Origin of the sequence: Pseudomonas sp. T8 (genome assembly GCF_024610635.1) — a bacterium.
Taxonomy (GTDB): Bacteria; Pseudomonadota; Gammaproteobacteria; order Pseudomonadales; family Pseudomonadaceae; genus Aquipseudomonas; species Aquipseudomonas chlororaphis_I.
In genome coordinates this window covers 4993758-5016418 of sequence record NZ_CP102374.1, presented here as the reverse complement: position 1 = coordinate 5016418, position 22661 = coordinate 4993758, and the positions used below count along the sequence as shown (strand labels likewise).

Genomic DNA, 22661 nt, shown 5'->3' with positions numbered 1-22661 from the left:
ATGATTACTATCGATAGTATTTTTCTAATACAACAGACACAAAAAACCGGGCACTAGGCCCGGTTCTTTGTATTTGACGTCTTACTCAGCGGATACAGCTTCACCGCCGACAGCACGATCAACCAACTCGACGTACGCCATAGGCGCGTTGTCGCCAGCGCGGAAACCGCACTTGAGGATGCGCAGGTAGCCACCCTCACGGGTAGCGTAACGCTTGCCCAGGTCGTTGAAGAGCTTACCAACGATAGCTTTCGAACGAGTACGGTCGAAAGCCAGGCGGCGGTTAGCCAGGCTGTCTGTCTTGGCCAAAGTGATCAGCGGCTCAGCAACGCGGCGCAGTTCTTTGGCTTTCGGCAGTGTAGTTTTGATCAGCTCGTGCTCGAACAGCGACACCGCCATGTTTTGGAACATGGCCTTGCGGTGCGAGCTGGTGCGGCTCAGGTGACGACCACTTTTACGATGACGCATGGTTCATTCCTTACCAAACACAACGTTCGGTGATTACGACGATCAGGCAGTCGCCTTGTCGTCCTTCTTAAGACTTGCAGGCGGCCAGTTGTCGAGGCGCATGCCGAGGGACAGACCGCGGGAGGCCAGAACGTCCTTGATTTCAGTCAAGGATTTCTTGCCAAGGTTCGGAGTCTTCAACAGTTCTACTTCGGTACGCTGAATCAGGTCGCCGATGTAGTAAATGTTTTCCGCCTTAAGGCAGTTAGCCGAACGTACAGTCAGTTCCAGATCGTCAACCGGGCGAAGCAGGATCGGATCGATCTCGTCTTCCTGCTCGATTACCACTGGCTCACTGTCACCCTTGAGGTCGACGAACGCAGCCAACTGCTGTTGCAGGATGGTTGCAGCACGGCGGATAGCCTCTTCAGGATCCAGGGTACCGTTGGTTTCCAGATCAATAACCAGCTTGTCCAGGTTGGTACGCTGCTCGACACGGGCGTTTTCCACCACGTATGCGATACGGCGAACCGGGCTGAACGAAGAGTCAAGCTGCAAGCGACCGATGCTGCGGCTTTCGTCTTCATCGCTCTGACGCGAGTCTGCCGGTTCATAACCACGACCACGAGCTACTACGAGCTTCATGTTCAGGGCGCCGTTAGACGCCAGGTTAGCGATTACGTGATCGGGGTTAACGATCTCGACATCATGATCCAGCTGAATATCGGCAGCGGTAACCACCCCCGAACCCTTCTTCGACAAGGTCAGCGTAACTTCGTCACGGCCGTGCAGCTTGATAGCCAGACCTTTAAGGTTCAACAGGATTTCAATTACGTCTTCCTGTACACCTTCGATGGCGCTGTACTCGTGGAGCACACCGTCAATCTCGGCCTCGACTACTGCACAGCCGGGCATTGAGGACAACAGGATGCGGCGCAGCGCGTTGCCCAGGGTGTGGCCAAAACCACGCTCGAGAGGCTCGAGGGTGATCTTGGCGCGGGTTGGACTGACAACCTGCACATCAATATGGCGGGGTGTCAGGAACTCATTTACCGAAATCTGCATGGATGCACCTATTTTCTAGCCCTTACTTGGAGTAGAGCTCGACAATCAGGCTTTCGTTGATGTCGGCGGACAGATCACTGCGAGCTGGAACGTTCTTGAAAACGCCCGACTTCTTCTCAGTGTCTACTTCTACCCATTCTACGCGGCCACGTTGGGCACACAGATCGAGAGCTTGGACAATGCGAAGTTGGTTTTTTGCTTTCTCGCGAACAGCAACCACGTCACCAGCACGAACCTGGTAGGACGGAACGTTAACGGTCTGACCGTTTACGCTGATCGACTTGTGCGATACCAGCTGACGGGATTCGGCACGAGTCGAACCGAAGCCCATACGGTATACAACGTTGTCCAGACGGCATTCGAGCAGTTGCAGCAGGTTTTCACCGGTTGCACCTTTCTTGCCAGCAGCTTCTTTGTAGTAGCCGCTGAATTGACGCTCGAGAACGCCGTAGATACGACGGACCTTCTGCTTTTCACGCAGCTGGGTGCCGTAGTCGGACTGGCGACCGCGGCGCTGGCCGTGGATACCAGGTGCTGCTTCGATGTTGCACTTGGATTCGATAGCGCGCACGCCGCTCTTCAGGAAGAGATCGGTGCCTTCGCGACGAGCCAGTTTGCATTTTGGACCAATGTAACGAGCCATTCTTTACAATCTCCTGGATTACACGCGGCGCTTCTTCGGCGGACGGCACCCGTTGTGCGGGATTGGCGTCACGTCGGTGATGCTGGCGATCTTGTAGCCACAGCCGTTCAAAGCGCGGACTGCGGATTCACGACCTGGACCTGGGCCCTTGACGTTAACGTCGAGGTTTTTCAGGCCATATTCCAGCGCAGCTTGACCAGCACGCTCAGCAGCTACTTGAGCAGCGAACGGGGTGGACTTGCGGGAACCGCGGAAACCCGAACCACCGGAGGTTGCCCAGGAAAGAGCGTTACCTTGACGGTCGGTGATGGTCACGATGGTGTTGTTGAAAGACGCGTGGATGTGGGCGATGCCATCAACCACTGTCTTTTTAATCTTTTTACGAGGACGAGCAGCAGGTTTTGCCATGACTAAATTCCTGTCGATTCGCTGGTGCGATTACTTGCGGATCGGCTTACGCGGACCTTTGCGAGTACGCGCGTTGGTCTTGGTACGCTGACCGCGTACTGGCAGACCACGACGATGGCGCAGACCGCGGTAGCAGCCCAGATCCATCAAGCGTTTGATTTTCATGTTGATTTCGCGACGCAGGTCACCTTCAGTGGTGAACTTCGCCACTTCGCCACGCAGCTGTTCAATTTGCTCGTCGCTCAGATCCTTGATCTTTGCGGCTGGGTTGACCCCAGTCTCTGCACAGATTTTCTGCGCAGTCGTGCGACCAACACCATAGATGTAGGTCAGCGAGATAACAGTATGCTTGTTATCTGGAATGTTAACGCCTGCAATACGGGCCATTCAGTGGGACTCCAATTGACAGCTACCTACGCCCCGGAAGCCAAGAAATAGGGCGCGAGATAATATCGCTGTAATAACAAATAATCAACCCAGCAGCGCACTAGCTGCTGGGCTTGAAGCACAATCACACTCAGCCTTGGCGCTGTTTGTGACGCGGTTCCGCGCTGCAAATTACTCGAACAACACCTTCGCGGCGAATAATCTTGCAGTTACGGCACAGCTTTTTCACCGATGCACGAACTTTCATCACCAACTCCTCGAACCTTATGGGTCAGCGCAGCATGCCGCTGCCGTAACCCTTCAGGTTGGCTTTCTTCATCAGGGATTCGTACTGGTGCGAAACGAGGTGCGATTGTACTTGCGACATAAAGTCCATAACAACCACGACCACGATCAGCAACGAGGTCCCGCCAAGGTAGAACGGAACGTTTGCTGCAACCACCAGGAACTGGGGCAACAGGCAGACGGCCGTCATATATAGAGCACCGAACATGGTCAAGCGGGTCAGAACGCCATCAATGTAGCGCGCCGACTGCTCACCTGGACGGATGCCCGGAATAAAGGCACCGGACTTCTTCAGGTTTTCCGCTACGTCTTTCGGATTGAACATCAACGCCGTATAGAAGAAGCAGAAGAAAATAATCCCTGCACTAAACAGCAGAATATTCAACGGCTGACCAGGAGCGATCGACTGCGAGATGTCCTGCAACCAGCCCATACCTTCAGACTGACCGAACCAGGCACCCAACGAAGCCGGGAACAGCAAAATGCTGCTCGCGAAAATAGCAGGAATAACGCCTGCCATATTCACTTTCAGCGGCAAGTGGCTAGTCTGCGCAGCAAACACCTTGCGGCCCTGCTGACGCTTGGCATAGTGAACAGCAATACGACGCTGGCCACGCTCAATGAACACCACAAAACCGATAATCGCTACTGCCAGCAAACCGATGGCAACCAGGGCAAAAATGTTGATATCACCCTGACGCGCAGACTCGAAAGACTGCCCGATCGCTCTCGGAAGACCGGCGACGATACCTGCGAAAATCAACATCGAGATACCGTTGCCAACACCACGCTCAGTAATCTGCTCACCCAGCCACATCATGAACATCGCACCAGCCACAAAAGTGGATACCGCGACGAAATGGAAGCCAAAGTCACCAGTGAACGCAACGCCCTGCCCTGCCAGGCCAACGGACATGCCGATGGCCTGAACAAGAGCTAGGACGACAGTGCCGTAGCGGGTGTACTGGCTGATCTTGCGACGGCCAGCTTCACCTTCCTTCTTCAACTGCTCCAGCTGCGGACTGACGGCGGTCATCAGCTGCATGATGATCGATGCCGAGATGTACGGCATGATCCCCAGTGCAAAGATGCTCATCCGCTCCAGCGCGCCGCCGGAAAACATGTTGAACAAGCTAAGAATGGTCCCCTCATTCTGTCGAAACAGGTCTGCGAGTCGGTCAGGGTTGATACCTGGAACCGGGATGTGTGCGCCTATTCGGTAGACGATAATCGCCAAGAACAGAAAACGCAGACGAGCCCAGAGTTCAGACATACCGCCTTTGCCGAGCGCAGAGAGAGCACCTTGCTTAGCCATTTATTCCTCGAACTTGCCGCCAGCTGCTTCGATAGCCGCACGCGCACCTTTGGTGGCTGCGATGCCCTTGATAGTCACAGCGCGAGTAACTTCGCCGGACAGCATGATTTTCACACGCTGTACGTTTTGGTTAATCACGTTGGCATCCTTCAGGGACTGCACGGTGACGATGTCGCCTTCCACTTTAGCCAGCTCGGACAGACGCACTTCTGCGCGGTCCATGGCTTTCAGGGATACGAAACCGAACTTCGGCAGGCGACGATGCAGCGGCTGTTGCCCGCCTTCAAAGCCTGGAGCAATGGTGCCACCGGAGCGGGAAGTCTGACCTTTGTGACCACGGCCACCAGTCTTACCCAAACCACTACCGATACCACGGCCCGGACGATGCTTTTCGCGACGGGAACCCGGCGCTGGACTCAGATCATTGAGTTTCATCGATTAACCCTCGACACGCAGCATGTAGTAAGCCTTGTTGATCATCCCGCGGTTCTCGGGAGTATCCTGGACTTCTACAGTGTGACCGATGCGACGCAGACCCAGACCCTTAACGCACAGTTTGTGGTTAGGGATACGGCCGGTCATGCTTTTGATCAGCGTTACTTTAACGGTAGCCATGATCAGATGATCTCCTGGACGCTTTTGCCACGCTTGGCGGCAATGGATTCAGGGGACTGCATTGCTTTCAAACCCTTGAAAGTGGCGTGAACCACGTTTACTGGGTTAGTCGAGCCGTAGCACTTGGCCAGAACGTTCTGAACGCCAGCAACTTCGAGGACAGCACGCATAGCGCCGCCAGCGATGATACCGGTACCTTCAGAAGCAGGCTGCATGTACACCTTCGAAGCGCCGTGAGCGGACTTCATTGCGTACTGCAGAGTGGTGCCGTTCAGATCAACCTGGATCATGTTGCGGCGAGCAGCTTCCATTGCCTTCTGGATCGCAGCAGGCACTTCACGCGACTTGCCACGGCCGAAGCCAACGCGACCTTTACCATCACCAACCACGGTCAACGCGGTAAAAGTGAAGATACGGCCGCCTTTTACGGTTTTGGCTACGCGGTTAACTTGAACCAGCTTCTCGATGTAGCCTTCGTCGCGCTTTTGGTCGTTATTTGACATAACTTAGAACTCCAGCCCAGCTTCACGAGCAGCATCAGCCAGCGCCTTGACGCGGCCGTGGTACTTGAAGCCAGAGCGGTCGAAAGCCACCTGCGAGACGCCAGCGGCTTTTGCACGCGTAGCGACCAGCTGGCCAACCTTAGTGGCCGCGTCGATGTTGCCAGTGGCGCCATCACGCAGTTCTTTATCCAAAGTCGAGGCGCTTGCCAGGACTTTGTTGCCGTCGGCCGAAATGACCTGGGCGTAGATGTGCTGCGAAGAGCGGAACACGCAGAGACGCACGACTTCGAGTTCGTGCATTTTCAGGCGTGCTTTGCGAGCGCGACGCAGTCGAGTAACTTTTTTGTCGGTCATTTGCTATGCCCTACTTCTTCTTGGCTTCTTTACGACGGACGACTTCGTCCGCGTAGCGCACACCTTTACCTTTGTAAGGCTCTGGTGGACGGAAGTCGCGGATCTCAGCGGCCACTTGACCTACCAGCTGCTTGTCGATGCCCTTGATCAGGATATCGGTCTGGCTAGGAGTCTCAGCGGTGATGCCTTCCGGCAGCTCGTAGTCCACTGGATGCGAGAAGCCAAGGGCCAGGTTCAGCACTGTGCCTTTTGCTTGCGCTTTGTAACCAACACCGACCAGCTGGAGCTTGCGCTCGAAGCCTTGGCTTACGCCTTGGACCATGTTGTTTACCAACGCACGAGTGGTACCGGCCATTGCGCGAGTTTGTTGGTCGCCATTGCGAGCAGCGAAACGCAGCTCACCAGCTTCCTGAACAATTTCAACGGACGAGTGTACGTTCAGTTCGAGAGTGCCCTTGGCACCCTTCACCGAAAGCTGTTGGCCGGCGAATTTAACTTCAACACCAGCTGGCAGCTTAACGGGGTTCTTAGCGACGCGAGACATGCTTATCCCCCCTTAGAACACAGTGCAAAGAACTTCGCCGCCGACACCGGCAGCGCGCGCAGCACGATCAGTCATCACACCTTTGTTGGTGGAGACGATAGACACGCCGAGACCGCCACGAACTTTCGGCAGATCTTCAACGGACTTGTACTGACGCAGGCCTGGACGGCTAACGCGCTTCACTTCCTCGATGACCGGACGGCCTTCGAAGTATTTCAGCTCGATGGACAGCAGTGGCTTGGTTTCGCTGCTGATCTGATAACCCGCGATGTAACCTTCGTCCTTCAGGACTTTTGCTACAGCCACCTTCAGCGTGGAAGACGGCATGCTTACGACGGACTTTTCAGCCATCTGGGCATTACGGATTCGAGTTAGCATGTCCGCTAACGGGTCCTGCATACTCATGGGCTAGACGCTCCTGATACAAAAAAAATGAGCCTTGCGGCTACAGCTTGTCGCCGAGAAATTCCGGGCAAAAAACACGGGCTCAGGCGAGCCGGTCATTCTAGACACACCCTAGAAATGAATCAAGCCCCAAAAGGGGCTTGATTCATGTTCAAGGTCACCGGTGGTCAGGATCTTGCGACCCCGAACACCGCGACTTTGATAGCTATTACCAGCTGGCTTTAACCAGACCTGGTACGTCACCACGCATTGCAGCTTCACGCAGCTTGTTACGGCCGAGGCCGAACTTGCGGTAAACGCCGTGCGGACGACCAGTCAGGCGGCAGCGGTTACGCATGCGCGAAGCGCTCGCGTCACGTGGCTGCTTCTGCAGAGCTACGGTAGCTTCCCAACGCGCTTCTGGACTTGCGTTCAGATCGACGATGATAGCTTTCAGCGCTGCACGCTTGGTGGCGTACTTGGCAACGGTGAGCTGACGCTTCAGCTCACGGTTTTTCATGCTCTTCTTGGCCATTTTCCTACTCCAATCAGTTGCGGAACGGGAATTTGAAAGCACGCAGCAGAGCGCGGCCTTCATCATCGTTCTTGGCAGTGGTGGTCAGGGTAATGTCCAGACCGCGGAGAGCATCGATCTTGTCGTAGTCGATTTCCGGGAAGATGATCTGCTCTTTCACGCCCATGCTGTAGTTGCCACGACCATCGAAGGACTTGGCATTCAGGCCGCGGAAGTCGCGAACCCGAGGCAGGGAGATCGACAGCAGACGATCCAGGAACTCGTACATACGCTCACGGCGCAGGGTCACTTTGACGCCGATCGGCCAACCTTCACGGACTTTGAAGCCAGCGATGGATTTCCGAGCGTAGGTCACAACGACTTTCTGGCCGGTGATCTTTTCCAGGTCAGCAACAGCGTGCTCGATGACTTTTTTGTCGCCGATCGCTTCGCCCAGACCCATGTTCAGGGTGATTTTGGTAACGCGCGGAACTTCCATCACGTTCGAAAGCTTAAGTTCATCCTTAAGTTTCGGAGCGATTTCCTTCCGGTAAATCTCTTGTAGTCGTGCCATGGTCTTCTACCTAGCAGTGTTCAAGCATCAACCGCTTTTTGGGTCGACTTGAAGACACGAATTTTTTTGCCGTCTTCTACTTTGAAACCAACGCGGTCAGCCTTGTTGGTTTCGCCGTTGAAAATGGCGACGTTGGAAGCGTGCAGTGGCGCTTCTTTCTCGACGATACCGCCCTGTACGCCCGACATCGGGTTAGGCTTGGTATGACGCTTGACCAGGTTCAGACCACCAACAACCAGACGGTTGTCAGCGAGAACCTTAAGCACCTTACCGCGCTTACCCTTGTCTTTGCCGGCGATCACGATGATCTCGTCGTCACGACGAATCTTTTGCATGTCGGATCTCCTTACAGCACTTCTGGGGCGAGCGAGACGATCTTCATGAACTTCTCAGTACGAAGTTCACGGGTCACTGGCCCAAAGATACGGGTGCCGATCGGCTCTTGCTTGTTGTTCAACAGAACAGCAGCGTTGCCATCAAAGCGGATGATGGAGCCGTCAGCGCGACGGACACCATGGCGAGTGCGGACTACAACAGCAGTCATCACTTGACCTTTCTTCACCTTACCGCGAGGAATTGCTTCCTTGACGGTAACTTTGATGATGTCACCGATACCAGCGTAACGACGATGGGAGCCACCCAGCACCTTGATGCACATAACGCGGCGAGCGCCGCTGTTATCGGCCACATCGAGCATGGATTGAGTCTGAATCATATAATTTCTCCGACCCTTAGCCCTTAGACTTCCACAGCGCGTTCGAGAACATCAACCAGAGCCCAAGACTTGGTCTTGGCCATCGGACGAGTTTCACGAATAGTGACTTTGTCGCCGATGTGGCACTGGTTGGTTTCGTCGTGCGCGTGCAGCTTAGTCGAACGCTTAACGTATTTACCGTAGATAGGGTGCTTAACGCGACGCTCGATCAGAACGGTGATGGTCTTGTCCATCTTGTCGCTGACAACACGGCCAGTCAGCGTACGGACAGTTTTTTCGGCTTCAGCCATGATTACTTACCTGCCTGCTGGTTGAGCACAGTCTTCACGCGAGCGATGTCACGTTTAACTTGCGAGAGCAGATGAGACTGCCCCAACTGGCCAGTTGCCTTCTGCATACGCAGATTGAACTGGTCGCGCAGCAGGCCGAGCAGTTGCTCGTTCAGCTGCTGTGCGGATTTTTCACGAAGTTCATTCGCTTTCATCACATCACCGTCCGTTTAACAAAGGAGGTGGCGAGCGGCAGCTTTGCAGCAGCCAGGGCGAAAGCCTCACGCGCCAGCTCTTCAGAAACACCCTCGATTTCATACAGGACTTTGCCTGGCTGAATCTGGGCAACCCAGTATTCGACGTTACCCTTACCTTTACCCATCCGAACTTCGAGTGGTTTCTTGGAAATAGGCTTGTCCGGGAATACACGGATCCAGATCTTGCCGCCACGTTTTACGTGACGGGTCAGAGCACGACGCGCTGACTCGATCTGACGAGCGGTGAGACGACCACGAGCAACAGACTTCAGCGCGAACTCGCCGAAGCTGACTTTGCTACCGCGCAATGCCAGACCACGGTTGTGGCCGGTCATTTGCTTGCGGAACTTCGTACGCTTTGGTTGCAACATTTGGCGTACCCCTTACTTAGCAGCTTTTTTACGAGGCGCTGGTGCTTGTGGCTTCAGCTCTTCTTGGCGACCACCAATTACTTCGCCTTTGAAGATCCAAACCTTCACACCGATCACACCGTAAGTGGTGTGAGCTTCGTAGGTGGCATAGTCGATATCGGCACGCAGGGTGTGCAGTGGCACACGACCTTCGCGATACCATTCAGTACGTGCGATTTCAGCACCGCCGAGACGACCGCTCACTTGGATTTTGATGCCTTTGGCACCAATGCGCATGGCGTTCTGTACTGCGCGCTTCATAGCGCGACGGAACATTACACGACGCTCCAGCTGCTGAGCTACGCTCTGGGCAACCAGCATACCGTCGAGCTCCGGCTTACGGATCTCTTCGATATTGATGTGCACAGGCACACCCATTTGCTTGGTCAGGTCCTGACGCAGTTTCTCAACATCTTCACCTTTCTTGCCGATCACGATGCCGGGACGAGCGGTGTGGATGGTGATGCGTGCAGTTTGAGCCGGACGATGGATATCGATACGGCTTACGGACGCGCTTTTTAGTTTGTCTTGGAGGTACTCACGCACATTCAGATCTGCGAGCAAATAGTCCGCATAAGTCCGACCGTCTGCGTACCAGACGGAGGTGTGCTCCTTGACGATTCCCAGGCGAATGCCAATGGGATGTACTTTCTGACCCATCTCTTCGACTCCGTTACTTGTCAGCAACCTTGACAGTGATATGGCAAGACCGCTTGACGATGCGATCAGCACGGCCTTTGGCACGTGGCATGATGCGCTTCAGCGAACGCCCTTCGTTGACGAAAACGGTGGAGACCTTCAGGTCATCAACGTCTGCGCCTTCGTTATGCTCGGCGTTGGCTACGGCCGACTCCAGCACTTTCTTCATGATCTCGGCGGCTTTCTTACTGCTGAAAGCCAACAGGTTGAGCGCTTCGCCCACCTTCTTCCCGCGGATCTGGTCGGCGACCAAGCGGGCTTTCTGGGCGGAGATTCGAGCGCCCGACAACTTAGCGGCTACTTCCATCGTTCCTTACCCCTTAACGCTTGGCTTTCTTGTCAGCCACGTGCCCGCGATATGTACGGGTACCGGCGAACTCGCCCAGTTTGTGGCCGACCATGTCTTCGTTCACGAGAACTGGAACATGTTGACGACCGTTATGCACAGCAATGGTCAGACCGACCATTTGTGGCAGGATCATGGAACGGCGCGACCAGGTCTTAACTGGTTTGCGATCGTTCTTTTCCGCCGCCACTTCGATCTTCTTCAGTAGGTGAAGATCAATAAAAGGACCTTTTTTCAGAGAACGTGGCACTGTCGTATCCCTCTATTTACTTGCGACGACGGACGATCATTTTGTCGGTACGCTTATTACCACGAGTCTTCGCGCCCTTAGTCGGGAAGCCCCATGGCGATACCGGATGACGACCACCAGAGGTACGACCTTCACCACCACCATGTGGGTGGTCAACCGGGTTCATGGCAACACCACGAACGGTTGGGCGAACGCCACGCCAGCGTTTGGCACCAGCTTTACCCAGCGAACGCAGGCTGTGCTCGGAGTTCGAGACCTCGCCCAAGGTCGCACGGCATTCAGCCAGGACTTTACGCATCTCACCAGAACGCAGACGCAGGGTCACGTAGACACCTTCACGAGCGATCAGCTGAGCCGAAGCACCAGCGGAACGAGCGATTTGCGCGCCTTTACCTGGCTTCAGTTCGATGCCGTGTACGGTGCTACCAACTGGAATGTTACGCAGTTGCAGAGCGTTGCCCGGCTTGATCGGCGCCAGAGCACCTGCGATCAGCTGGTCGCCAGCGCTCACGCCTTTAGGGGCGATGATGTAGCGACGCTCGCCGTCTGCGTACAGCAGCAAAGCGATGTGAGCAGTACGGTTTGGATCGTATTCGATACGCTCGACAGTGGCAGCGATGCCATCTTTGTCGTTGCGACGGAAGTCGACCAGACGGTAGTGCTGCTTATGACCACCACCAACGTGACGAGTGGTAATGCGGCCATTGTTGTTACGACCACCAGACTTCGATTTCTTCTCGAGCAGCGGTGCGTGAGGAGCGCCTTTATGCAGCTCCTGGTTGACCACCTTGACCACAAAACGGCGGCCAGGGGAAGTCGGTTTGCATTTAACGATTGCCATGATGCACCCCTTCCTTACTCAGCACTGCTGCTGAAATCGAGATCTTGGCCTGGCTGAAGGGAGATAACTGCCTTCTTCCAGTCATTACGCTTGCCCAGACCGCGAGCGGTACGCTTGCTCTTACCCAGAACATTCAGGGTAGTAACGCGCTCCACTTTCACGCTGAACAGGCTTTCGACGGCCTTCTTGATTTCCAGCTTGGTTGCATCAGTAGCAACCTTGAAAACGAACTGGCCTTTCTTGTCTGCCAGAACCGTAGCCTTCTCGGAAACGTGCGGGCCAAGCAGAACTTTAAATACGCGTTCCTGGTTCATCCCAGCAGCTCCTCGAATTTCTTCACGGCCGACACAGTGATCAACACTTTGTCGTATGCGATCAGACTAACTGGATCGGAACCTTGTACGTCACGTACATCAACGTGTGGCAGGTTACGAGCAGCCAGGTACAGGTTCTGATCAACAGCGTCAGACACGATCAGAACGTCGGTCAGACTCATGTTGTTCAGCTTGCCCAGCAGATCTTTGGTTTTCGGAGTTTCAACAGCGAAATCCTGAACCACGACCAGACGATCAGTACGCACCAGCTCAGCAAGGATGGAACGCATTGCTGCGCGATACATCTTCTTGTTCAGCTTCTGGGAGTGATCCTGTGGACGAGCTGCGAAAGTGGTACCGCCGCCACGCCAGATTGGGCTACGGATAGTACCGGCACGAGCACGGCCAGTACCTTTCTGACGCCACGGGCGCTTGCCGCCACCGGAAACGTCGGAACGGGTCTTTTGCTGCTTGCTACCTTGACGGCCGCCGGCCATGTAGGCCACGACTGCTTGGTGAACCAGCGTCTCGTTGAATTCGCCGCCAAATGTCAGTTCGGAAACTTCGATCGCTTGAGCGTCATTTACATTTAATTGCATGTCAGCTTCCCCTTAACCGCGAGCCTTGGCCGCCGGACGTACAACCAGGTTGCCGCCAGTAGCGCCAGGAACAGCACCCTTGACCAACAACAGATTGCGTTCAGCGTCGACGCGCACTACTTCCAGGGACTGCACGGTCACGCGCTCAGCGCCCATATGACCGGACATTTTTTTGCCCTTGAATACACGACCAGGAGTCTGGCACTGGCCAATAGAGCCCGGGACGCGGTGGGAAACGGAGTTACCGTGGGTGTTATCTTGACCGCGGAAATTCCAACGCTTGATGGTACCGGCGAAGCCTTTACCTTTCGACTGACCGGTAACATCTACCAGTTGGCCAGCTGCGAAGATTTCTGCATTGATCAGATCGCCAGCTTGGTACTCGCCTTCTTCAAGACGGAATTCCCAAACGCCACGACCGGCAGCAACGTTCGCTTTAGCGAAGTGACCTGCTTGAGCAGCAGTCACGCGCGAAGCACGACGCTCACCTACAGTGACTTGCACTGCACGATAGCCATCGGTTTCTTCAGTTTTGAACTGGGTGACGCGATTCGGCTCGATCTCAATGACCGTGACCGGAATGGAGACACCTTCTTCGGTGAAAATACGGGTCATACCGCATTTACGACCGACTACACCAATAGTCATGTTGTAAACCTCATGAGTGTACGGGGCTTTCACCCGCTATGGCCGCCCATTTCAGAGCGTTACACGACCAAGACCGAGTCTTAGCCGAGGCTGATCTGCACTTCCACACCTGCCGCAAGATCAAGCTTCATAAGTGCATCAACGGTTTTATCCGTTGGCTGGACGATGTCCAGTACGCGCTTATGAGTACGGATCTCGTACTGGTCACGCGCGTCTTTGTTGACGTGCGGGGAGACCAGAACGGTGAACCGCTCTTTACGGGTAGGCAGTGGAATAGGACCACGCACTTGAGCACCAGTACGTTTCGCGGTTTCCACGATTTCCTGGGTGGATTGGTCGATCAGGCGATGGTCGAAAGCCTTCAACCTGATACGGATTTGCTGATTTTGCATTGGATTTCAGACTCCAGGCTGCTATTCCCACCGGGCGCAATACGCCCGTTAAAAGGAGGCGCAATTCTATAGACGGTCCCACAGAGTGTCAACCCAATAAAAAAGCCCCCGCAAGCGGGGGCTTTTTCATGAGTCGTCGATTACTCGATGACTTTGGCTACGACGCCAGCGCCGACGGTACGACCGCCTTCACGGATAGCGAAACGCAGACCATCTTCCATCGCGATGGTTTTGATCAGAGTGACAGTCATCTGGATGTTGTCACCTGGCATTACCATTTCAACGCCTTCTGGCAGCTCGCAGTTACCAGTCACGTCAGTAGTACGGAAGTAGAACTGTGGACGGTAGCCTTTGAAGAACGGAGTATGACGGCCACCTTCTTCTTTGCTCAGAACGTACACTTCAGCGGTGAACTTGGTGTGCGGCTTAACGGTACCTGGCTTAACCAGAACCTGGCCACGCTCAACGTCGTCACGCTTGGTGCCACGCAGCAGAACGCCGCAGTTCTCGCCAGCACGACCTTCGTCGAGCAGCTTGCGGAACATTTCAACGCCGGTGCAGGTGGTTTTCTGAGTTTCGCGCAGACCAACGATCTCAACTTCTTCCTGGATGCGAACGATACCACGCTCAACACGGCCAGTTACCACGGTGCCACGACCGGAGATCGAGAACACGTCTTCGATAGGCATCAGGAACGGCTTGTCGATAGCACGCTCTGGCTCTGGGATGTAGGTATCCAGAGTTTCTACCAGCTTCTTAACAGCGGTAGTGCCCATTTCGTTGTCGTCTTGGCCGTTCAGAGCCATCAGAGCCGAACCGATGATGATTGGAGTGTCATCACCTGGGAAGTCGTAAGTGCTCAGCAGATCGCGCACTTCCATCTCAACCAGTTCCAGCAACTCAGCGTCGTCAACCATGTCAGCCTTGTTCAGGAAGACAACGATGTACGGAACGCCTACCTGACGGGACAGCAGGATGTGCTCACGAGTTTGTGGCATCGGACCATCGGCAGCCGAGCAAACCAGGATCGCGCCGTCCATCTGGGCAGCACCAGTGATCATGTTTTTGACGTAGTCGGCGTGACCTGGGCAGTCAACGTGCGCGTAGTGACGAATGTTCGAGTCGTACTCTACGTGCGCAGTATTGATGGTGATACCACGAGCTTTTTCTTCTGGGGCGCTGTCGATCTTGTCGAAGTCAACGCGAGCCGAACCGAAAACCTCGGAGCAAACACGAGTCAGAGCAGCAGTCAGAGTGGTTTTACCGTGGTCAACGTGACCGATGGTGCCAACGTTGACGTGCGGTTTGTTACGTTCAAATTTTTCTTTAGCCACGACAGTGAACCTCTTGCCTAAAGGGCTGGATTAGCCTTGTTTTTTAACGAGTGCTTCGACGATATTCGACGGAGCTTCGGCGTACTTGGAGAACTCCATGGAGTAGCTCGCGCGACCCTGGGACATGGAACGAACGTCGGTCGCATAACCGAACATTTCACCCAGCGGCACTTCAGCACGGATAACCTTGCCAGAGACCGAGTCTTCCATACCCTGGATCAGACCACGACGACGGTTCAGGTCACCCATCACGTCACCCATGTAGTCCTCAGGGGTTACTACTTCAACCTTCATGATCGGCTCAAGAACTACGCCCTTGCCCTTCTCACGCAGCTGCTTGGTCGCCATGGAGGCCGCTACCTTAAACGCCATCTCGTTAGAGTCGACGTCATGGTAAGAACCATCAAACACGGTAGCCTTCAGGCCGATCAGCGGATAGCCGGCGACAACGCCGTTCTTCATCTGCTCTTCGATACCCTTCTGGATTGCCGGGATGTATTCCTTCGGAACCACACCACCAACGACCTCGTTGGCAAACACCAGACCTTCAGTGATATTGCCTTTTTCGTCGACGTCTGCCGGAGCAAAACGAATCCAGCAATGACCGAACTGGCCACGACCGCCGGATTGACGAACGAACTTACCTTCAACTTCACAGCCGACGGTGATCTTCTCGCGATAGGAAACCTGCGGCTTACCGATGTTGGCTTCTACGTTGAATTCACGACGCATACGGTCAACAAGGATATCCAGGTGCAGCTCACCCATACCCGAAATGATGGTCTGACCGGTTTCTTCGTCAGTCTTGACGCGGAACGACGGGTCTTCCTGAGCCAGTTTGCCCAGAGCAATACCCATCTTCTCCTGGTCAGCCTTGGTTTTCGGCTCTACAGCAACCGAAATCACCGGCTCAGGGAAGTCCATACGCTCAAGGATGATCGGCTTGTCGATATCGCAAAGCGTGTCACCAGTAGTGACGTCTTTCATACCGATCAGAGCAGCGATGTCGCCTGCACGTACTTCTTTGATCTCTTCGCGCTGGTTCGCGTGCATTTGCACCATACGACCAACACGCTCCTTCTTGCCCTTGACCGAGTTGATCACGGAGTCGCCGGAACTCAGGAAACCCGAGTAAACGCGAACGAAGGTCAGAGTACCCACGAACGGGTCGGTGGCAATCTTGAACGCCAGAGCCGAGAACGGCTCGTTGTCGTCAGCGTGACGCTCGTCAACGATTTCGTTGTCGTCGGTGCTGTCCGGATGAACGCCCTTGATCGCAGGGATCTCGGTCGGAGCCGGCAGGAAGTCGATGACAGCGTCGAGAACCAGCGGAACACCCTTGTTCTTGAACGAGGAACCGCAGACAGCCGGAACGATCTCGCTGGCCAGGGTGCGCGCACGCAGGCCTGCCTTGATCTCTTCGACGGTCAGCTCACCTTCTTCAAGGTACTTGTTCATCAGCTCTTCGTTGGCTTCGGCAGCAGCTTCAACCATGTTGGAGCGCCACTCGTTAGCCAGGTCCAGCATATCGGCAGGAATTTCTTCCTCGCGATAGGTAGTACCCTTGTCGTCGTCGTTCCAGTAGATAGCCTTCATCTTGATCAGATCGATCTGACCTTCGAAGTTATCTTCTGCACCGATAGCCAGCTGAACTGGAACCGGAGTGTGACCCAGACGGTTTTTGATCTGAGCAACAACGCGCAGGAAGTTGGCACCAGCACGGTCCATCTTGTTCACGTAAACAACACGTGGAACGCCGTATTTGTTGGCTTGACGCCATACGGTTTCGGACTGAGGTTCAACACCGGAAGTACCGCAGAACACAACGACCGCGCCGTCGAGTACGCGCAGCGAACGCTCTACTTCAATGGTGAAGTCTACGTGGCCTGGGGTATCGATAACGTTTACACGATAGTTATCGTATTGGCCGCGCGAACCTTTCCAGAAGGTAGTTACAGCAGCGGAGGTAATGGTGATACCACGCTCCTGCTCCTGCACCATCCAGTCGGTGGTAGCAGCACCGTCATGCACCTCACCCATCTTGTGGCTGAGACCTGTGTAGAACAGGATCCGCTCGGTAGTGGTAGTCTTGCCCGCGTCAACGTGGGCACAGATACCGATGTTACGGTAGCGGTTGATTGCTGTAGTACGAGCCATAAAGCCCTCGCAAAATGAATGATGCCGATATTAGAAGCGGTAGTGCGAGAAAGCCTTGTTGGCTTCAGCCATACGGTGTACGTCTTCACGCTTCTTAACTGCAGCACCTTTGCCTTCGGCAGCGTCCAGCAGTTCGCCAGCCAAGCGCAGAGCCATAGATTTCTCGCCGCGCTTACGGGCGAAGTCTACCAACCAGCGCATTGCCAGAGCGTTACGACGGGACGGACGAACTTCGACCGGAACCTGGTAAGTAGCACCGCCAACACGGCGCGACTTCACTTCGACCAGCGGAGCGATGGCGTCGAGAGCTTTCTCGAAGATTTCCAGGGGATCGCTGTTCTTGCGTTCTTTAACTTTTTCCAGCGCGCCATAAACGATACGCTCGGCAACGGCTTTCTTGCCGCTTTCCATTACGTGGTTCATGAACTTGGCGAGGATCTGGCTTCCGTATTTCGGATCGTCCAGAATCTCACGTTTGGCTGCTACGCGACGTCTTGGCATGATAAGCCCTCAAACGGTCTTCAGGTTAGCTCGGGACAGTTGATCCAAAGGACTCGTGCCCGACCTTACTCTTATCGACTCAATAAAATAATTAACTGCAAAACGGCCGATTACTTCGGACGCTTGGTACCGTACTTCGAACGACCTTGGTTACGACCTTTAACGCCGGAGGTATCCAGGGAGCCGCGAACGGTGTGGTAACGAACACCTGGCAAGTCTTTTACACGACCGCCGCGGATCAGTACCACGCTGTGTTCTTGCAGGTTGTGGCCTTCACCACCGATGTACGAGGAAACCTCGAAACCGTTGGTCAGACGCACACGGCATACTTTACGCAGTGCCGAGTTAGGTTTTTTCGGCGTAGTGGTATACACGCGAGTGCACACGCCACGACGTTGCGGGCAGTTCTGCAGCGCAGGTACGTCGGATTTCTCGACGATACGCTTACGCGGCTGACGTACCAGCTGGTTGATAGTTGCCATCTACTAGCTCCACTGTTGTCTTTCGACATAAACAAAATGGCAGGGCGCAAGCCCCACCAAATTTAGGGGTACAAGAGTCTAAAGAGGATCTTGTCCCCAGTCAAGGCAAGGCCCCGGCCTCCCCGATCAGCGAACTCCGACAAAATCGTCTTGATTCGTGAGCGGAAAAGCCAGGGCCCTATCTCAATCTACTGCAGACCTCAGTTACCGCTGGAGTTCAGCGCTTCGGTCAGTGCAGCTTCAACTTCACTTGCGCTTACGCGCAGCGGCTTGTCGGCATCACGACGACGCTTACGCTCGCTGTGATACGCCAGGCCGGTACCAGCCGGGATCAGGCGACCCACGACGACGTTTTCTTTCAGGCCGCGCAGGTAATCGCGCTTGCCGGTTACCGCCGCTTCGGTCAGTACGCGAGTGGTCTCTTGGAAAGAGGCCGCCGAGATGAACGATTCGGTCGACAGCGACGCCTTGGTGATACCCAGCAGAACGCGGGTGAACTTGGCGACAAACTTGTCTTCGGTGTTCAGACGCTCGTTCTCTACCAGTACGTGAGTCAGTTCCATCTGGTCGCCCTTGATGAAACTGGAATCGCCGGATTCAGCGATCTCAACCTTACGCAGCATCTGACGCAGGATGGTCTCGATGTGCTTGTCGTTGATCTTCACGCCTTGCAGACGGTAAACGTCCTGGATCTCGTTCACGATGTACTTGGCCAGCGCACTCACACCCAGCAGACGCAGGATGTCGTGTGGATCGCTTGGACCGTCGGAGATAACTTCGCCGCGGTTTACCTGTTCGCCTTCGAAGACGTTCAGGTGGCGCCACTTCGGAATCAGCTCTTCGTACGGATCGCTACCGTCGTTCGGGGTAATGACCAGACGGCGCTTGCCTTTGGTCTCTTTACCGAACGCGATGGTGCCGCTGACTTCAGCCAGGATCGAGGCCTCTTTCGGACGACGAGCTTCGAACAGGTCGGCAACACGCGGCAGACCACCGGTGATGTCACGAGTCTTCGAAGTTTCTTGCGGAATACGCGCGATAACGTCACCGATCGCGATCCGCGCACCGTCCGCAACACCGACCAGGGCGTTGGCTGGCAGGAAGTACTGGGCCGGTACGTCGGTACCTGGCAACAGCAGATCTTTGCCATCGTCACCCACCATCTTCACTGCAGGACGGATGTCCTTACCTGCAGCCGGACGGTCTTTGGCATCGAGAACTTCAATGTTGGTCATACCGGTCAATTCGTCAGTCTGACGCTTGATCGTGATGCCTTCTTCCATGCCCACGTAGGTCACGGTACCTTTCATTTCGGTAACGATTGGGTGGGTGTGCGGATCCCACTTGGCCACGATAGAGCCAGCGTCGACCTTGTCACCCTCTTTAACCGAAATCACAGCACCGTACGGCAGCTTGTAACGCTCGCGCTCACGACCGAAGTCGTCAGCAATCGCCAGCTCACCGGAACGGGACACAGCAACCAGATGACCATCCACTCGCTCAACGTGCTTCAGGTTGTGCAGACGGACGGTACCGCCATTCTTCACCTGAACGCTGTCGGCCGCGGAGGTCCGGCTTGCCGCACCACCGATGTGGAACGTACGCATCGTCAGCTGGGTACCCGGCTCACCGATGGACTGAGCAGCGATAACGCCGACAGCTTCACCGATGTTCACCTGGTGACCACGAGCCAGGTCGCGGCCGTAGCACTTGGCGCAAATGCCGTAGCGGGTTTCGCAACTGATCGGCGAACGCACGATCACTTCGTCGATGCTGTTCAGCTCGATGAACTCAACCCACTTCTCGTCGACCAGAGTGCCGGCAGGAACGATGACGTCCTCGGTACCTGGCTTGAATACGTCACGGGCAATAACACGACCCAACACGCGCTCACCCAACGGCTCTACAACGTCGCCGCCTTCAATGTGCGGAGTCATTACCAGGCCGTGTTCGGTGCCACAGTCGATCTCGGTTACAACCAGATCCTGCGCCACGTCTACCAGACGACGAGTCAGGTAACCGGAGTTCGCAGTTTTCAACGCGGTATCCGCCAGACCTTTACGAGCACCGTGAGTCGAGATGAAGTACTGAAGTACGCTCAGACCTTCACGGAAGTTCGCAGTAATCGGCGTTTCGATAATGGAACCGTCCGGTTTGGCCATCAGACCACGCATACCGGCCAGCTGACGAATCTGTGCTGCGGAACCCCGCGCACCCGAGTCGGCCATCATGTACATCGAGTTGAAAGATTCTTGCTCGACTTCGTCGCCGTGACGGTCGATGACCTTCTCTTTCGAGAGGTTGGCCATCATCGCCTTGGAGACTTCGTCGTTCGCTTTCGACCAGAGGTCGATCACTTTGTTGTACTTCTCGCCCTGGGTCACCAGGCCGGAGGCGTACTGGCTCTCGATCTCTTTCACTTCGTCGGTGGCAGCACCGATGATGCGGGCTTTTTCATCCGGGATAACGAAGTCGTTAACACCGATAGAAACGCCGGAAATGGTCGAGTAAGCAAAACCGGTGTACATCAACTGGTCAGCGAAGATCACGGTCTCTTTCAGACCAACCACGCGGTAGCACTGGTTGATCAGCTTGGAGATCGCCTTCTTCTTCATCGGCAGGTTGACGACGTCGTACGACAGACCTTTTGGCACAACCTGGAACAACAGCGCACGGCCGACAGTGGTGTCGACGATACGGGTGTTGGTCACGCTGCCGCCATCGCGATCGTTGACGGTTTCGGTGATCCGCACCTTGACCTTGGCATGCAGTGCGGCTTCGCCGGCACGGAACACACGGTCAACTTCCTGCAGATCCGCGAACACACGACCTTCGCCCTTGGCGTTGATCGCTTCACGAGTCATGTAGTACAGACCCAATACAACGTCCTGCGACGGAACGATGATTGGCTCACCGTTGGCTGGCGACAGGATGTTGTTGGTCGACATCATCAACGCACGCGCTTCCAACTGGGCTTCCAGTGTCAGCGGTACGTGCACGGCCATTTGGTCGCCGTCGAAGTCGGCGTTGTACGCAGCACAGACCAGAGGGTGCAGCTGGATAGCCTTACCTTCGATCAGTACCGGTTCAAACGCCTGGATACCCAGACGGTGAAGGGTCGGTGCACGGTTGAGGAGCACTGGGTGTTCGCGAATCACTTCGGCGAGAACGTCCCAAACCTCTGGCAGCTCGCGCTCGACCATCTTCTTCGCGGCTTTGATGGTGGTAGCCAGGCCACGCATTTCCAACTTGCCGAAAATGAACGGTTTGAACAGCTCGAGAGCCATTTTCTTAGGCAGACCGCACTGGTGCAGACGCAGGGTCGGGCCTACGGTAATTACCGAACGACCGGAGTAGTCAACACGCTTACCGAGCAAGTTCTGACGGAAACGACCTTGCTTACCCTTGATCATGTCAGCCAGGGATTTCAGAGGACGCTTGTTGGAACCGGTGATAGCGCGGCCACGACGACCGTTGTCGAGCAGTGCGTCGACAGCTTCCTGCAACATACGCTTTTCGTTGCGCACGATGATGTCCGGAGCGGACAGATCCAGCAGGCGCTTCAAGCGGTTGTTACGGTTGATCACTCGACGATACAGATCGTTGAGGTCGGAAGTCGCGAAACGACCGCCATCCAGCGGGACCAGTGGACGCAGATCTGGCGGCAGAACCGGCAGAACGGTCAGCACCATCCACTCTGGCAGGTTGCCGGAACCCTGGAAGGCTTCCATCAACTTCAGACGCTTGGACAGTTTCTTGATCTTGGTTTCCGAGTTGGTTTGCGGAATCTCTTCGCGCAGACGGCCAATCTCGTGTTCCAGGTCGATAGCGTGCAACAGCTCGCGGACAGCCTCGGCACCCATGCGGGCGTCGAAGTCGTCACCGAACTCTTCCAGTGCTTCGAAGTACTGCTCGTCGTTGAGCAACTGACCTTTTTCCAGAGTGGTCATGCCCGGGTCGATAACGACATAGCTCTCGAAGTAGAGAACACGCTCGATATCACGCAGGGTCATGTCCATCAGCAGGCCGATACGGGACGGCAGCGATTTCAGGAACCAGATGTGGGCAACTGGCGAAGCCAGTTCGATGTGCGCCATGCGCTCACGGCGAACCTTGGCCAGTGCAACTTCAACGCCGCACTTTTCGCAGATCACGCCACGATGCTTCAAGCGCTTGTACTTACCGCACAGGCACTCGTAATCCTTTACCGGGCCAAAGATCTTGGCGCAGAACAGGCCGTCACGCTCAGGCTTGAACGTACGGTAGTTGATGGTTTCCGGCTTTTTAACTTCACCGAACGACCACGAACGGATCATCTCAGGCGAGGCCAATCCGATACGGATGGCGTCGAACTCTTCGACTTGACCCTGGTTTTTCAGCAAATTCAGTAGGTCTTTCAAGGCCTTTCC

At 55.2% G+C, this 22661-nt stretch carries 33 protein-coding genes; all 33 read right to left on the bottom strand.

Going from position 1 to position 22661, the window contains the following annotated elements:
- Window positions 1-81: 81 nt before the first annotated feature.
- On the bottom strand, window positions 82-468 hold the full coding sequence (rplQ, locus tag NRG23_RS22660; protein ID WP_007924175.1) for a 50S ribosomal protein L17: 387 nt from the start codon (window positions 466-468) through the stop codon (window positions 82-84).
- A 42-nt stretch (window positions 469-510) separates the two neighbouring features.
- On the bottom strand, window positions 511-1512 hold the full coding sequence (locus NRG23_RS22655) for a DNA-directed RNA polymerase subunit alpha (RefSeq protein WP_007924176.1): 1002 nt from the start codon (window positions 1510-1512) through the stop codon (window positions 511-513).
- A 22-nt stretch (window positions 1513-1534) separates the two neighbouring features.
- Window positions 1535-2155, bottom strand: a complete 621-nt coding sequence (gene rpsD, locus NRG23_RS22650) for a 30S ribosomal protein S4 (RefSeq protein WP_003176404.1) — start codon at window positions 2153-2155, stop codon at window positions 1535-1537.
- A gap of 18 nt (window positions 2156-2173) precedes the next feature.
- Window positions 2174-2563: a 30S ribosomal protein S11 gene (gene rpsK / locus NRG23_RS22645; RefSeq protein ID WP_007924177.1), complete on the bottom strand. Its 390-nt coding sequence runs from the start codon at window positions 2561-2563 to the stop codon at window positions 2174-2176.
- A 30-nt stretch (window positions 2564-2593) separates the two neighbouring features.
- Window positions 2594-2950: a 30S ribosomal protein S13 gene (rpsM, locus tag NRG23_RS22640; RefSeq protein ID WP_009045849.1), complete on the bottom strand. Its 357-nt coding sequence runs from the start codon at window positions 2948-2950 to the stop codon at window positions 2594-2596.
- A gap of 130 nt (window positions 2951-3080) precedes the next feature.
- Window positions 3081-3197, bottom strand: a complete 117-nt coding sequence (rpmJ, locus tag NRG23_RS22635) for a 50S ribosomal protein L36 (RefSeq protein ID WP_002555468.1) — start codon at window positions 3195-3197, stop codon at window positions 3081-3083.
- Between the two features lie 24 nt (window positions 3198-3221).
- Window positions 3222-4550 (bottom strand): preprotein translocase subunit SecY, encoded by a 1329-nt coding sequence (gene secY, locus NRG23_RS22630; protein ID WP_007924182.1) that lies wholly within the window; start codon window positions 4548-4550, stop codon window positions 3222-3224.
- Window positions 4551-4985, bottom strand: coding sequence for a 50S ribosomal protein L15 (rplO, locus tag NRG23_RS22625; RefSeq protein ID WP_007924183.1), 435 nt, complete (start codon window positions 4983-4985; stop codon window positions 4551-4553).
- Window positions 4986-4988: 3 nt separating this feature from the next.
- A complete protein-coding gene (gene rpmD / locus NRG23_RS22620; protein WP_003176408.1) occupies window positions 4989-5165 on the bottom strand; it encodes a 50S ribosomal protein L30 in 177 nt (58 codons plus the stop codon).
- Between the two features lie 2 nt (window positions 5166-5167).
- A complete protein-coding gene (rpsE, locus tag NRG23_RS22615; RefSeq protein ID WP_007924184.1) occupies window positions 5168-5668 on the bottom strand; it encodes a 30S ribosomal protein S5 in 501 nt (166 codons plus the stop codon).
- 3 nt (window positions 5669-5671) lie between these two features.
- Entirely contained in the window at window positions 5672-6022 is a 351-nt protein-coding gene (gene rplR, locus NRG23_RS22610; RefSeq protein ID WP_003186037.1) for a 50S ribosomal protein L18, read from the bottom strand.
- A 10-nt stretch (window positions 6023-6032) separates the two neighbouring features.
- Window positions 6033-6566: a 50S ribosomal protein L6 gene (gene rplF / locus NRG23_RS22605; RefSeq protein WP_007924185.1), complete on the bottom strand. Its 534-nt coding sequence runs from the start codon at window positions 6564-6566 to the stop codon at window positions 6033-6035.
- A 12-nt stretch (window positions 6567-6578) separates the two neighbouring features.
- Window positions 6579-6971, bottom strand: coding sequence for a 30S ribosomal protein S8 (rpsH, locus tag NRG23_RS22600; protein WP_003228724.1), 393 nt, complete (start codon window positions 6969-6971; stop codon window positions 6579-6581).
- Between the two features lie 208 nt (window positions 6972-7179).
- Window positions 7180-7485 carry a 30S ribosomal protein S14 gene (gene rpsN, locus NRG23_RS22595; protein WP_003228726.1) on the bottom strand — a complete coding sequence of 102 codons (306 nt, stop codon included), beginning with the start codon at window positions 7483-7485 and terminating at the stop codon, window positions 7180-7182.
- 13 nt (window positions 7486-7498) lie between these two features.
- Window positions 7499-8038 carry a 50S ribosomal protein L5 gene (rplE, locus tag NRG23_RS22590; protein WP_007924186.1) on the bottom strand — a complete coding sequence of 180 codons (540 nt, stop codon included), beginning with the start codon at window positions 8036-8038 and terminating at the stop codon, window positions 7499-7501.
- 20 nt (window positions 8039-8058) lie between these two features.
- Window positions 8059-8373 (bottom strand): 50S ribosomal protein L24, encoded by a 315-nt coding sequence (rplX, locus tag NRG23_RS22585; protein WP_003186046.1) that lies wholly within the window; start codon window positions 8371-8373, stop codon window positions 8059-8061.
- A gap of 11 nt (window positions 8374-8384) precedes the next feature.
- Entirely contained in the window at window positions 8385-8753 is a 369-nt protein-coding gene (rplN, locus tag NRG23_RS22580) for a 50S ribosomal protein L14 (RefSeq protein WP_002555479.1), read from the bottom strand.
- 23 nt (window positions 8754-8776) lie between these two features.
- Complete coding sequence (rpsQ, locus tag NRG23_RS22575) at window positions 8777-9043, bottom strand: 30S ribosomal protein S17 (protein WP_003194644.1); 267 nt, start codon at window positions 9041-9043, stop codon at window positions 8777-8779.
- A 2-nt stretch (window positions 9044-9045) separates the two neighbouring features.
- A complete protein-coding gene (gene rpmC, locus NRG23_RS22570; protein ID WP_002555481.1) occupies window positions 9046-9237 on the bottom strand; it encodes a 50S ribosomal protein L29 in 192 nt (63 codons plus the stop codon).
- On the bottom strand, window positions 9237-9650 hold the full coding sequence (gene rplP / locus NRG23_RS22565; protein WP_003228729.1) for a 50S ribosomal protein L16: 414 nt from the start codon (window positions 9648-9650) through the stop codon (window positions 9237-9239). Before rplP ends, rpmC begins: the two co-directional genes overlap by 1 nt.
- 12 nt (window positions 9651-9662) lie before the next feature.
- Window positions 9663-10349: a 30S ribosomal protein S3 gene (gene rpsC, locus NRG23_RS22560; protein WP_007924192.1), complete on the bottom strand. Its 687-nt coding sequence runs from the start codon at window positions 10347-10349 to the stop codon at window positions 9663-9665.
- 13 nt (window positions 10350-10362) lie between these two features.
- A complete protein-coding gene (rplV, locus tag NRG23_RS22555; RefSeq protein ID WP_003103908.1) occupies window positions 10363-10695 on the bottom strand; it encodes a 50S ribosomal protein L22 in 333 nt (110 codons plus the stop codon).
- 13 nt (window positions 10696-10708) lie between these two features.
- On the bottom strand, window positions 10709-10984 hold the full coding sequence (gene rpsS / locus NRG23_RS22550) for a 30S ribosomal protein S19 (RefSeq protein WP_002555486.1): 276 nt from the start codon (window positions 10982-10984) through the stop codon (window positions 10709-10711).
- Between the two features lie 16 nt (window positions 10985-11000).
- A complete protein-coding gene (gene rplB / locus NRG23_RS22545) occupies window positions 11001-11825 on the bottom strand; it encodes a 50S ribosomal protein L2 (RefSeq protein ID WP_007924198.1) in 825 nt (274 codons plus the stop codon).
- 14 nt (window positions 11826-11839) lie between these two features.
- On the bottom strand, window positions 11840-12139 hold the full coding sequence (gene rplW, locus NRG23_RS22540; protein ID WP_002555488.1) for a 50S ribosomal protein L23: 300 nt from the start codon (window positions 12137-12139) through the stop codon (window positions 11840-11842).
- The gene (gene rplD / locus NRG23_RS22535) at window positions 12136-12738 is read right to left on the bottom strand and encodes a 50S ribosomal protein L4 (RefSeq protein ID WP_007924200.1); all 603 of its coding nucleotides are present in this window, start codon (window positions 12736-12738) and stop codon (window positions 12136-12138) included. The genes rplW and rplD overlap by 4 nt, the downstream gene beginning before the upstream one ends.
- Window positions 12739-12750: 12 nt before the next feature.
- Window positions 12751-13386, bottom strand: coding sequence for a 50S ribosomal protein L3 (rplC, locus tag NRG23_RS22530; RefSeq protein ID WP_007924205.1), 636 nt, complete (start codon window positions 13384-13386; stop codon window positions 12751-12753).
- An 80-nt stretch (window positions 13387-13466) separates the two neighbouring features.
- Window positions 13467-13778: a 30S ribosomal protein S10 gene (gene rpsJ / locus NRG23_RS22525; RefSeq protein ID WP_003186070.1), complete on the bottom strand. Its 312-nt coding sequence runs from the start codon at window positions 13776-13778 to the stop codon at window positions 13467-13469.
- Between the two features lie 140 nt (window positions 13779-13918).
- Window positions 13919-15112, bottom strand: coding sequence for an elongation factor Tu (tuf, locus tag NRG23_RS22520; protein ID WP_016702644.1), 1194 nt, complete (start codon window positions 15110-15112; stop codon window positions 13919-13921).
- A gap of 30 nt (window positions 15113-15142) precedes the next feature.
- A complete protein-coding gene (gene fusA / locus NRG23_RS22515) occupies window positions 15143-17269 on the bottom strand; it encodes an elongation factor G (protein ID WP_009051119.1) in 2127 nt (708 codons plus the stop codon).
- A 30-nt stretch (window positions 17270-17299) separates the two neighbouring features.
- Window positions 17300-17770 carry a 30S ribosomal protein S7 gene (gene rpsG, locus NRG23_RS22510; protein ID WP_007925959.1) on the bottom strand — a complete coding sequence of 157 codons (471 nt, stop codon included), beginning with the start codon at window positions 17768-17770 and terminating at the stop codon, window positions 17300-17302.
- 110 nt (window positions 17771-17880) lie between these two features.
- Window positions 17881-18252 carry a 30S ribosomal protein S12 gene (gene rpsL / locus NRG23_RS22505; protein WP_003186084.1) on the bottom strand — a complete coding sequence of 124 codons (372 nt, stop codon included), beginning with the start codon at window positions 18250-18252 and terminating at the stop codon, window positions 17881-17883.
- A 200-nt stretch (window positions 18253-18452) separates the two neighbouring features.
- Window positions 18453-22652 (bottom strand): DNA-directed RNA polymerase subunit beta', encoded by a 4200-nt coding sequence (rpoC, locus tag NRG23_RS22500; RefSeq protein WP_009051120.1) that lies wholly within the window; start codon window positions 22650-22652, stop codon window positions 18453-18455.
- Between the last annotated feature and the right edge of the window lie 9 nt (window positions 22653-22661).

Bases quoted from the DNA above. Each gene is read 5' to 3' on its own strand.
- NRG23_RS22655 (WP_007924176.1), bottom strand. From the start codon at position 1,512: ATGCAGATTTCGGTAAATGAGTTCCTGACACCCCGCCATATTGATGTG.
- rpsH (WP_003228724.1), bottom strand. From the start codon at position 6,971: ATGAGTATGCAGGACCCGTTAGCGGACATGCTAACTCGAATCCGTAAT.
- rpmJ (WP_002555468.1), bottom strand. From the start codon at position 3,197: ATGAAAGTTCGTGCATCGGTGAAAAAGCTGTGCCGTAACTGCAAGATT.
- rplN (WP_002555479.1), bottom strand. From the start codon at position 8,753: ATGATTCAGACTCAATCCATGCTCGATGTGGCCGATAACAGCGGCGCT.
- rplR (WP_003186037.1), bottom strand. From the start codon at position 6,022: ATGACCGACAAAAAAGTTACTCGACTGCGTCGCGCTCGCAAAGCACGC.
- rplF (WP_007924185.1), bottom strand. From the start codon at position 6,566: ATGTCTCGCGTCGCTAAGAACCCCGTTAAGCTGCCAGCTGGTGTTGAA.
- rpsG (WP_007925959.1), bottom strand. From the start codon at position 17,770: ATGCCAAGACGTCGCGTAGCAGCCAAACGTGAGATTCTGGACGATCCG.
- rpsK (WP_007924177.1), bottom strand. From the start codon at position 2,563: ATGGCAAAACCTGCTGCTCGTCCTCGTAAAAAGATTAAAAAGACAGTG.
- rplV (WP_003103908.1), bottom strand. From the start codon at position 10,695: ATGGAAGTAGCCGCTAAGTTGTCGGGCGCTCGAATCTCCGCCCAGAAA.
- rplX (WP_003186046.1), bottom strand. From the start codon at position 8,373: ATGCAAAAGATTCGTCGTGACGACGAGATCATCGTGATCGCCGGCAAA.
- rpsM (WP_009045849.1), bottom strand. From the start codon at position 2,950: ATGGCCCGTATTGCAGGCGTTAACATTCCAGATAACAAGCATACTGTT.
- rpmD (WP_003176408.1), bottom strand. From the start codon at position 5,165: ATGGCTACCGTTAAAGTAACGCTGATCAAAAGCATGACCGGCCGTATC.
- rplO (WP_007924183.1), bottom strand. From the start codon at position 4,985: ATGAAACTCAATGATCTGAGTCCAGCGCCGGGTTCCCGTCGCGAAAAG.
- rpsQ (WP_003194644.1), bottom strand. From the start codon at position 9,043: ATGGCTGAAGCCGAAAAAACTGTCCGTACGCTGACTGGCCGTGTTGTC.
- rplB (WP_007924198.1), bottom strand. From the start codon at position 11,825: ATGGCAATCGTTAAATGCAAACCGACTTCCCCTGGCCGCCGTTTTGTG.
- rpsE (WP_007924184.1), bottom strand. From the start codon at position 5,668: ATGTCAAATAACGACCAAAAGCGCGACGAAGGCTACATCGAGAAGCTG.
- rplW (WP_002555488.1), bottom strand. From the start codon at position 12,139: ATGAACCAGGAACGCGTATTTAAAGTTCTGCTTGGCCCGCACGTTTCC.
- rplE (WP_007924186.1), bottom strand. From the start codon at position 8,038: ATGGCACGACTACAAGAGATTTACCGGAAGGAAATCGCTCCGAAACTT.
- rpsL (WP_003186084.1), bottom strand. From the start codon at position 18,252: ATGGCAACTATCAACCAGCTGGTACGTCAGCCGCGTAAGCGTATCGTC.
- secY (WP_007924182.1), bottom strand. From the start codon at position 4,550: ATGGCTAAGCAAGGTGCTCTCTCTGCGCTCGGCAAAGGCGGTATGTCT.
- rplP (WP_003228729.1), bottom strand. From the start codon at position 9,650: ATGTTGCAACCAAAGCGTACGAAGTTCCGCAAGCAAATGACCGGCCAC.
- rpmC (WP_002555481.1), bottom strand. From the start codon at position 9,237: ATGAAAGCGAATGAACTTCGTGAAAAATCCGCACAGCAGCTGAACGAG.
- rplQ (WP_007924175.1), bottom strand. From the start codon at position 468: ATGCGTCATCGTAAAAGTGGTCGTCACCTGAGCCGCACCAGCTCGCAC.
- rpsJ (WP_003186070.1), bottom strand. From the start codon at position 13,778: ATGCAAAATCAGCAAATCCGTATCAGGTTGAAGGCTTTCGACCATCGC.
- rpsD (WP_003176404.1), bottom strand. From the start codon at position 2,155: ATGGCTCGTTACATTGGTCCAAAATGCAAACTGGCTCGTCGCGAAGGC.
- fusA (WP_009051119.1), bottom strand. From the start codon at position 17,269: ATGGCTCGTACTACAGCAATCAACCGCTACCGTAACATCGGTATCTGT.
- rplC (WP_007924205.1), bottom strand. From the start codon at position 13,386: ATGACTATTGGTGTAGTCGGTCGTAAATGCGGTATGACCCGTATTTTC.
- rplD (WP_007924200.1), bottom strand. From the start codon at position 12,738: ATGCAATTAAATGTAAATGACGCTCAAGCGATCGAAGTTTCCGAACTG.
- rpsN (WP_003228726.1), bottom strand. From the start codon at position 7,485: ATGGCCAAGAAGAGCATGAAAAACCGTGAGCTGAAGCGTCAGCTCACC.
- rpsC (WP_007924192.1), bottom strand. From the start codon at position 10,349: ATGGGTCAGAAAGTACATCCCATTGGCATTCGCCTGGGAATCGTCAAG.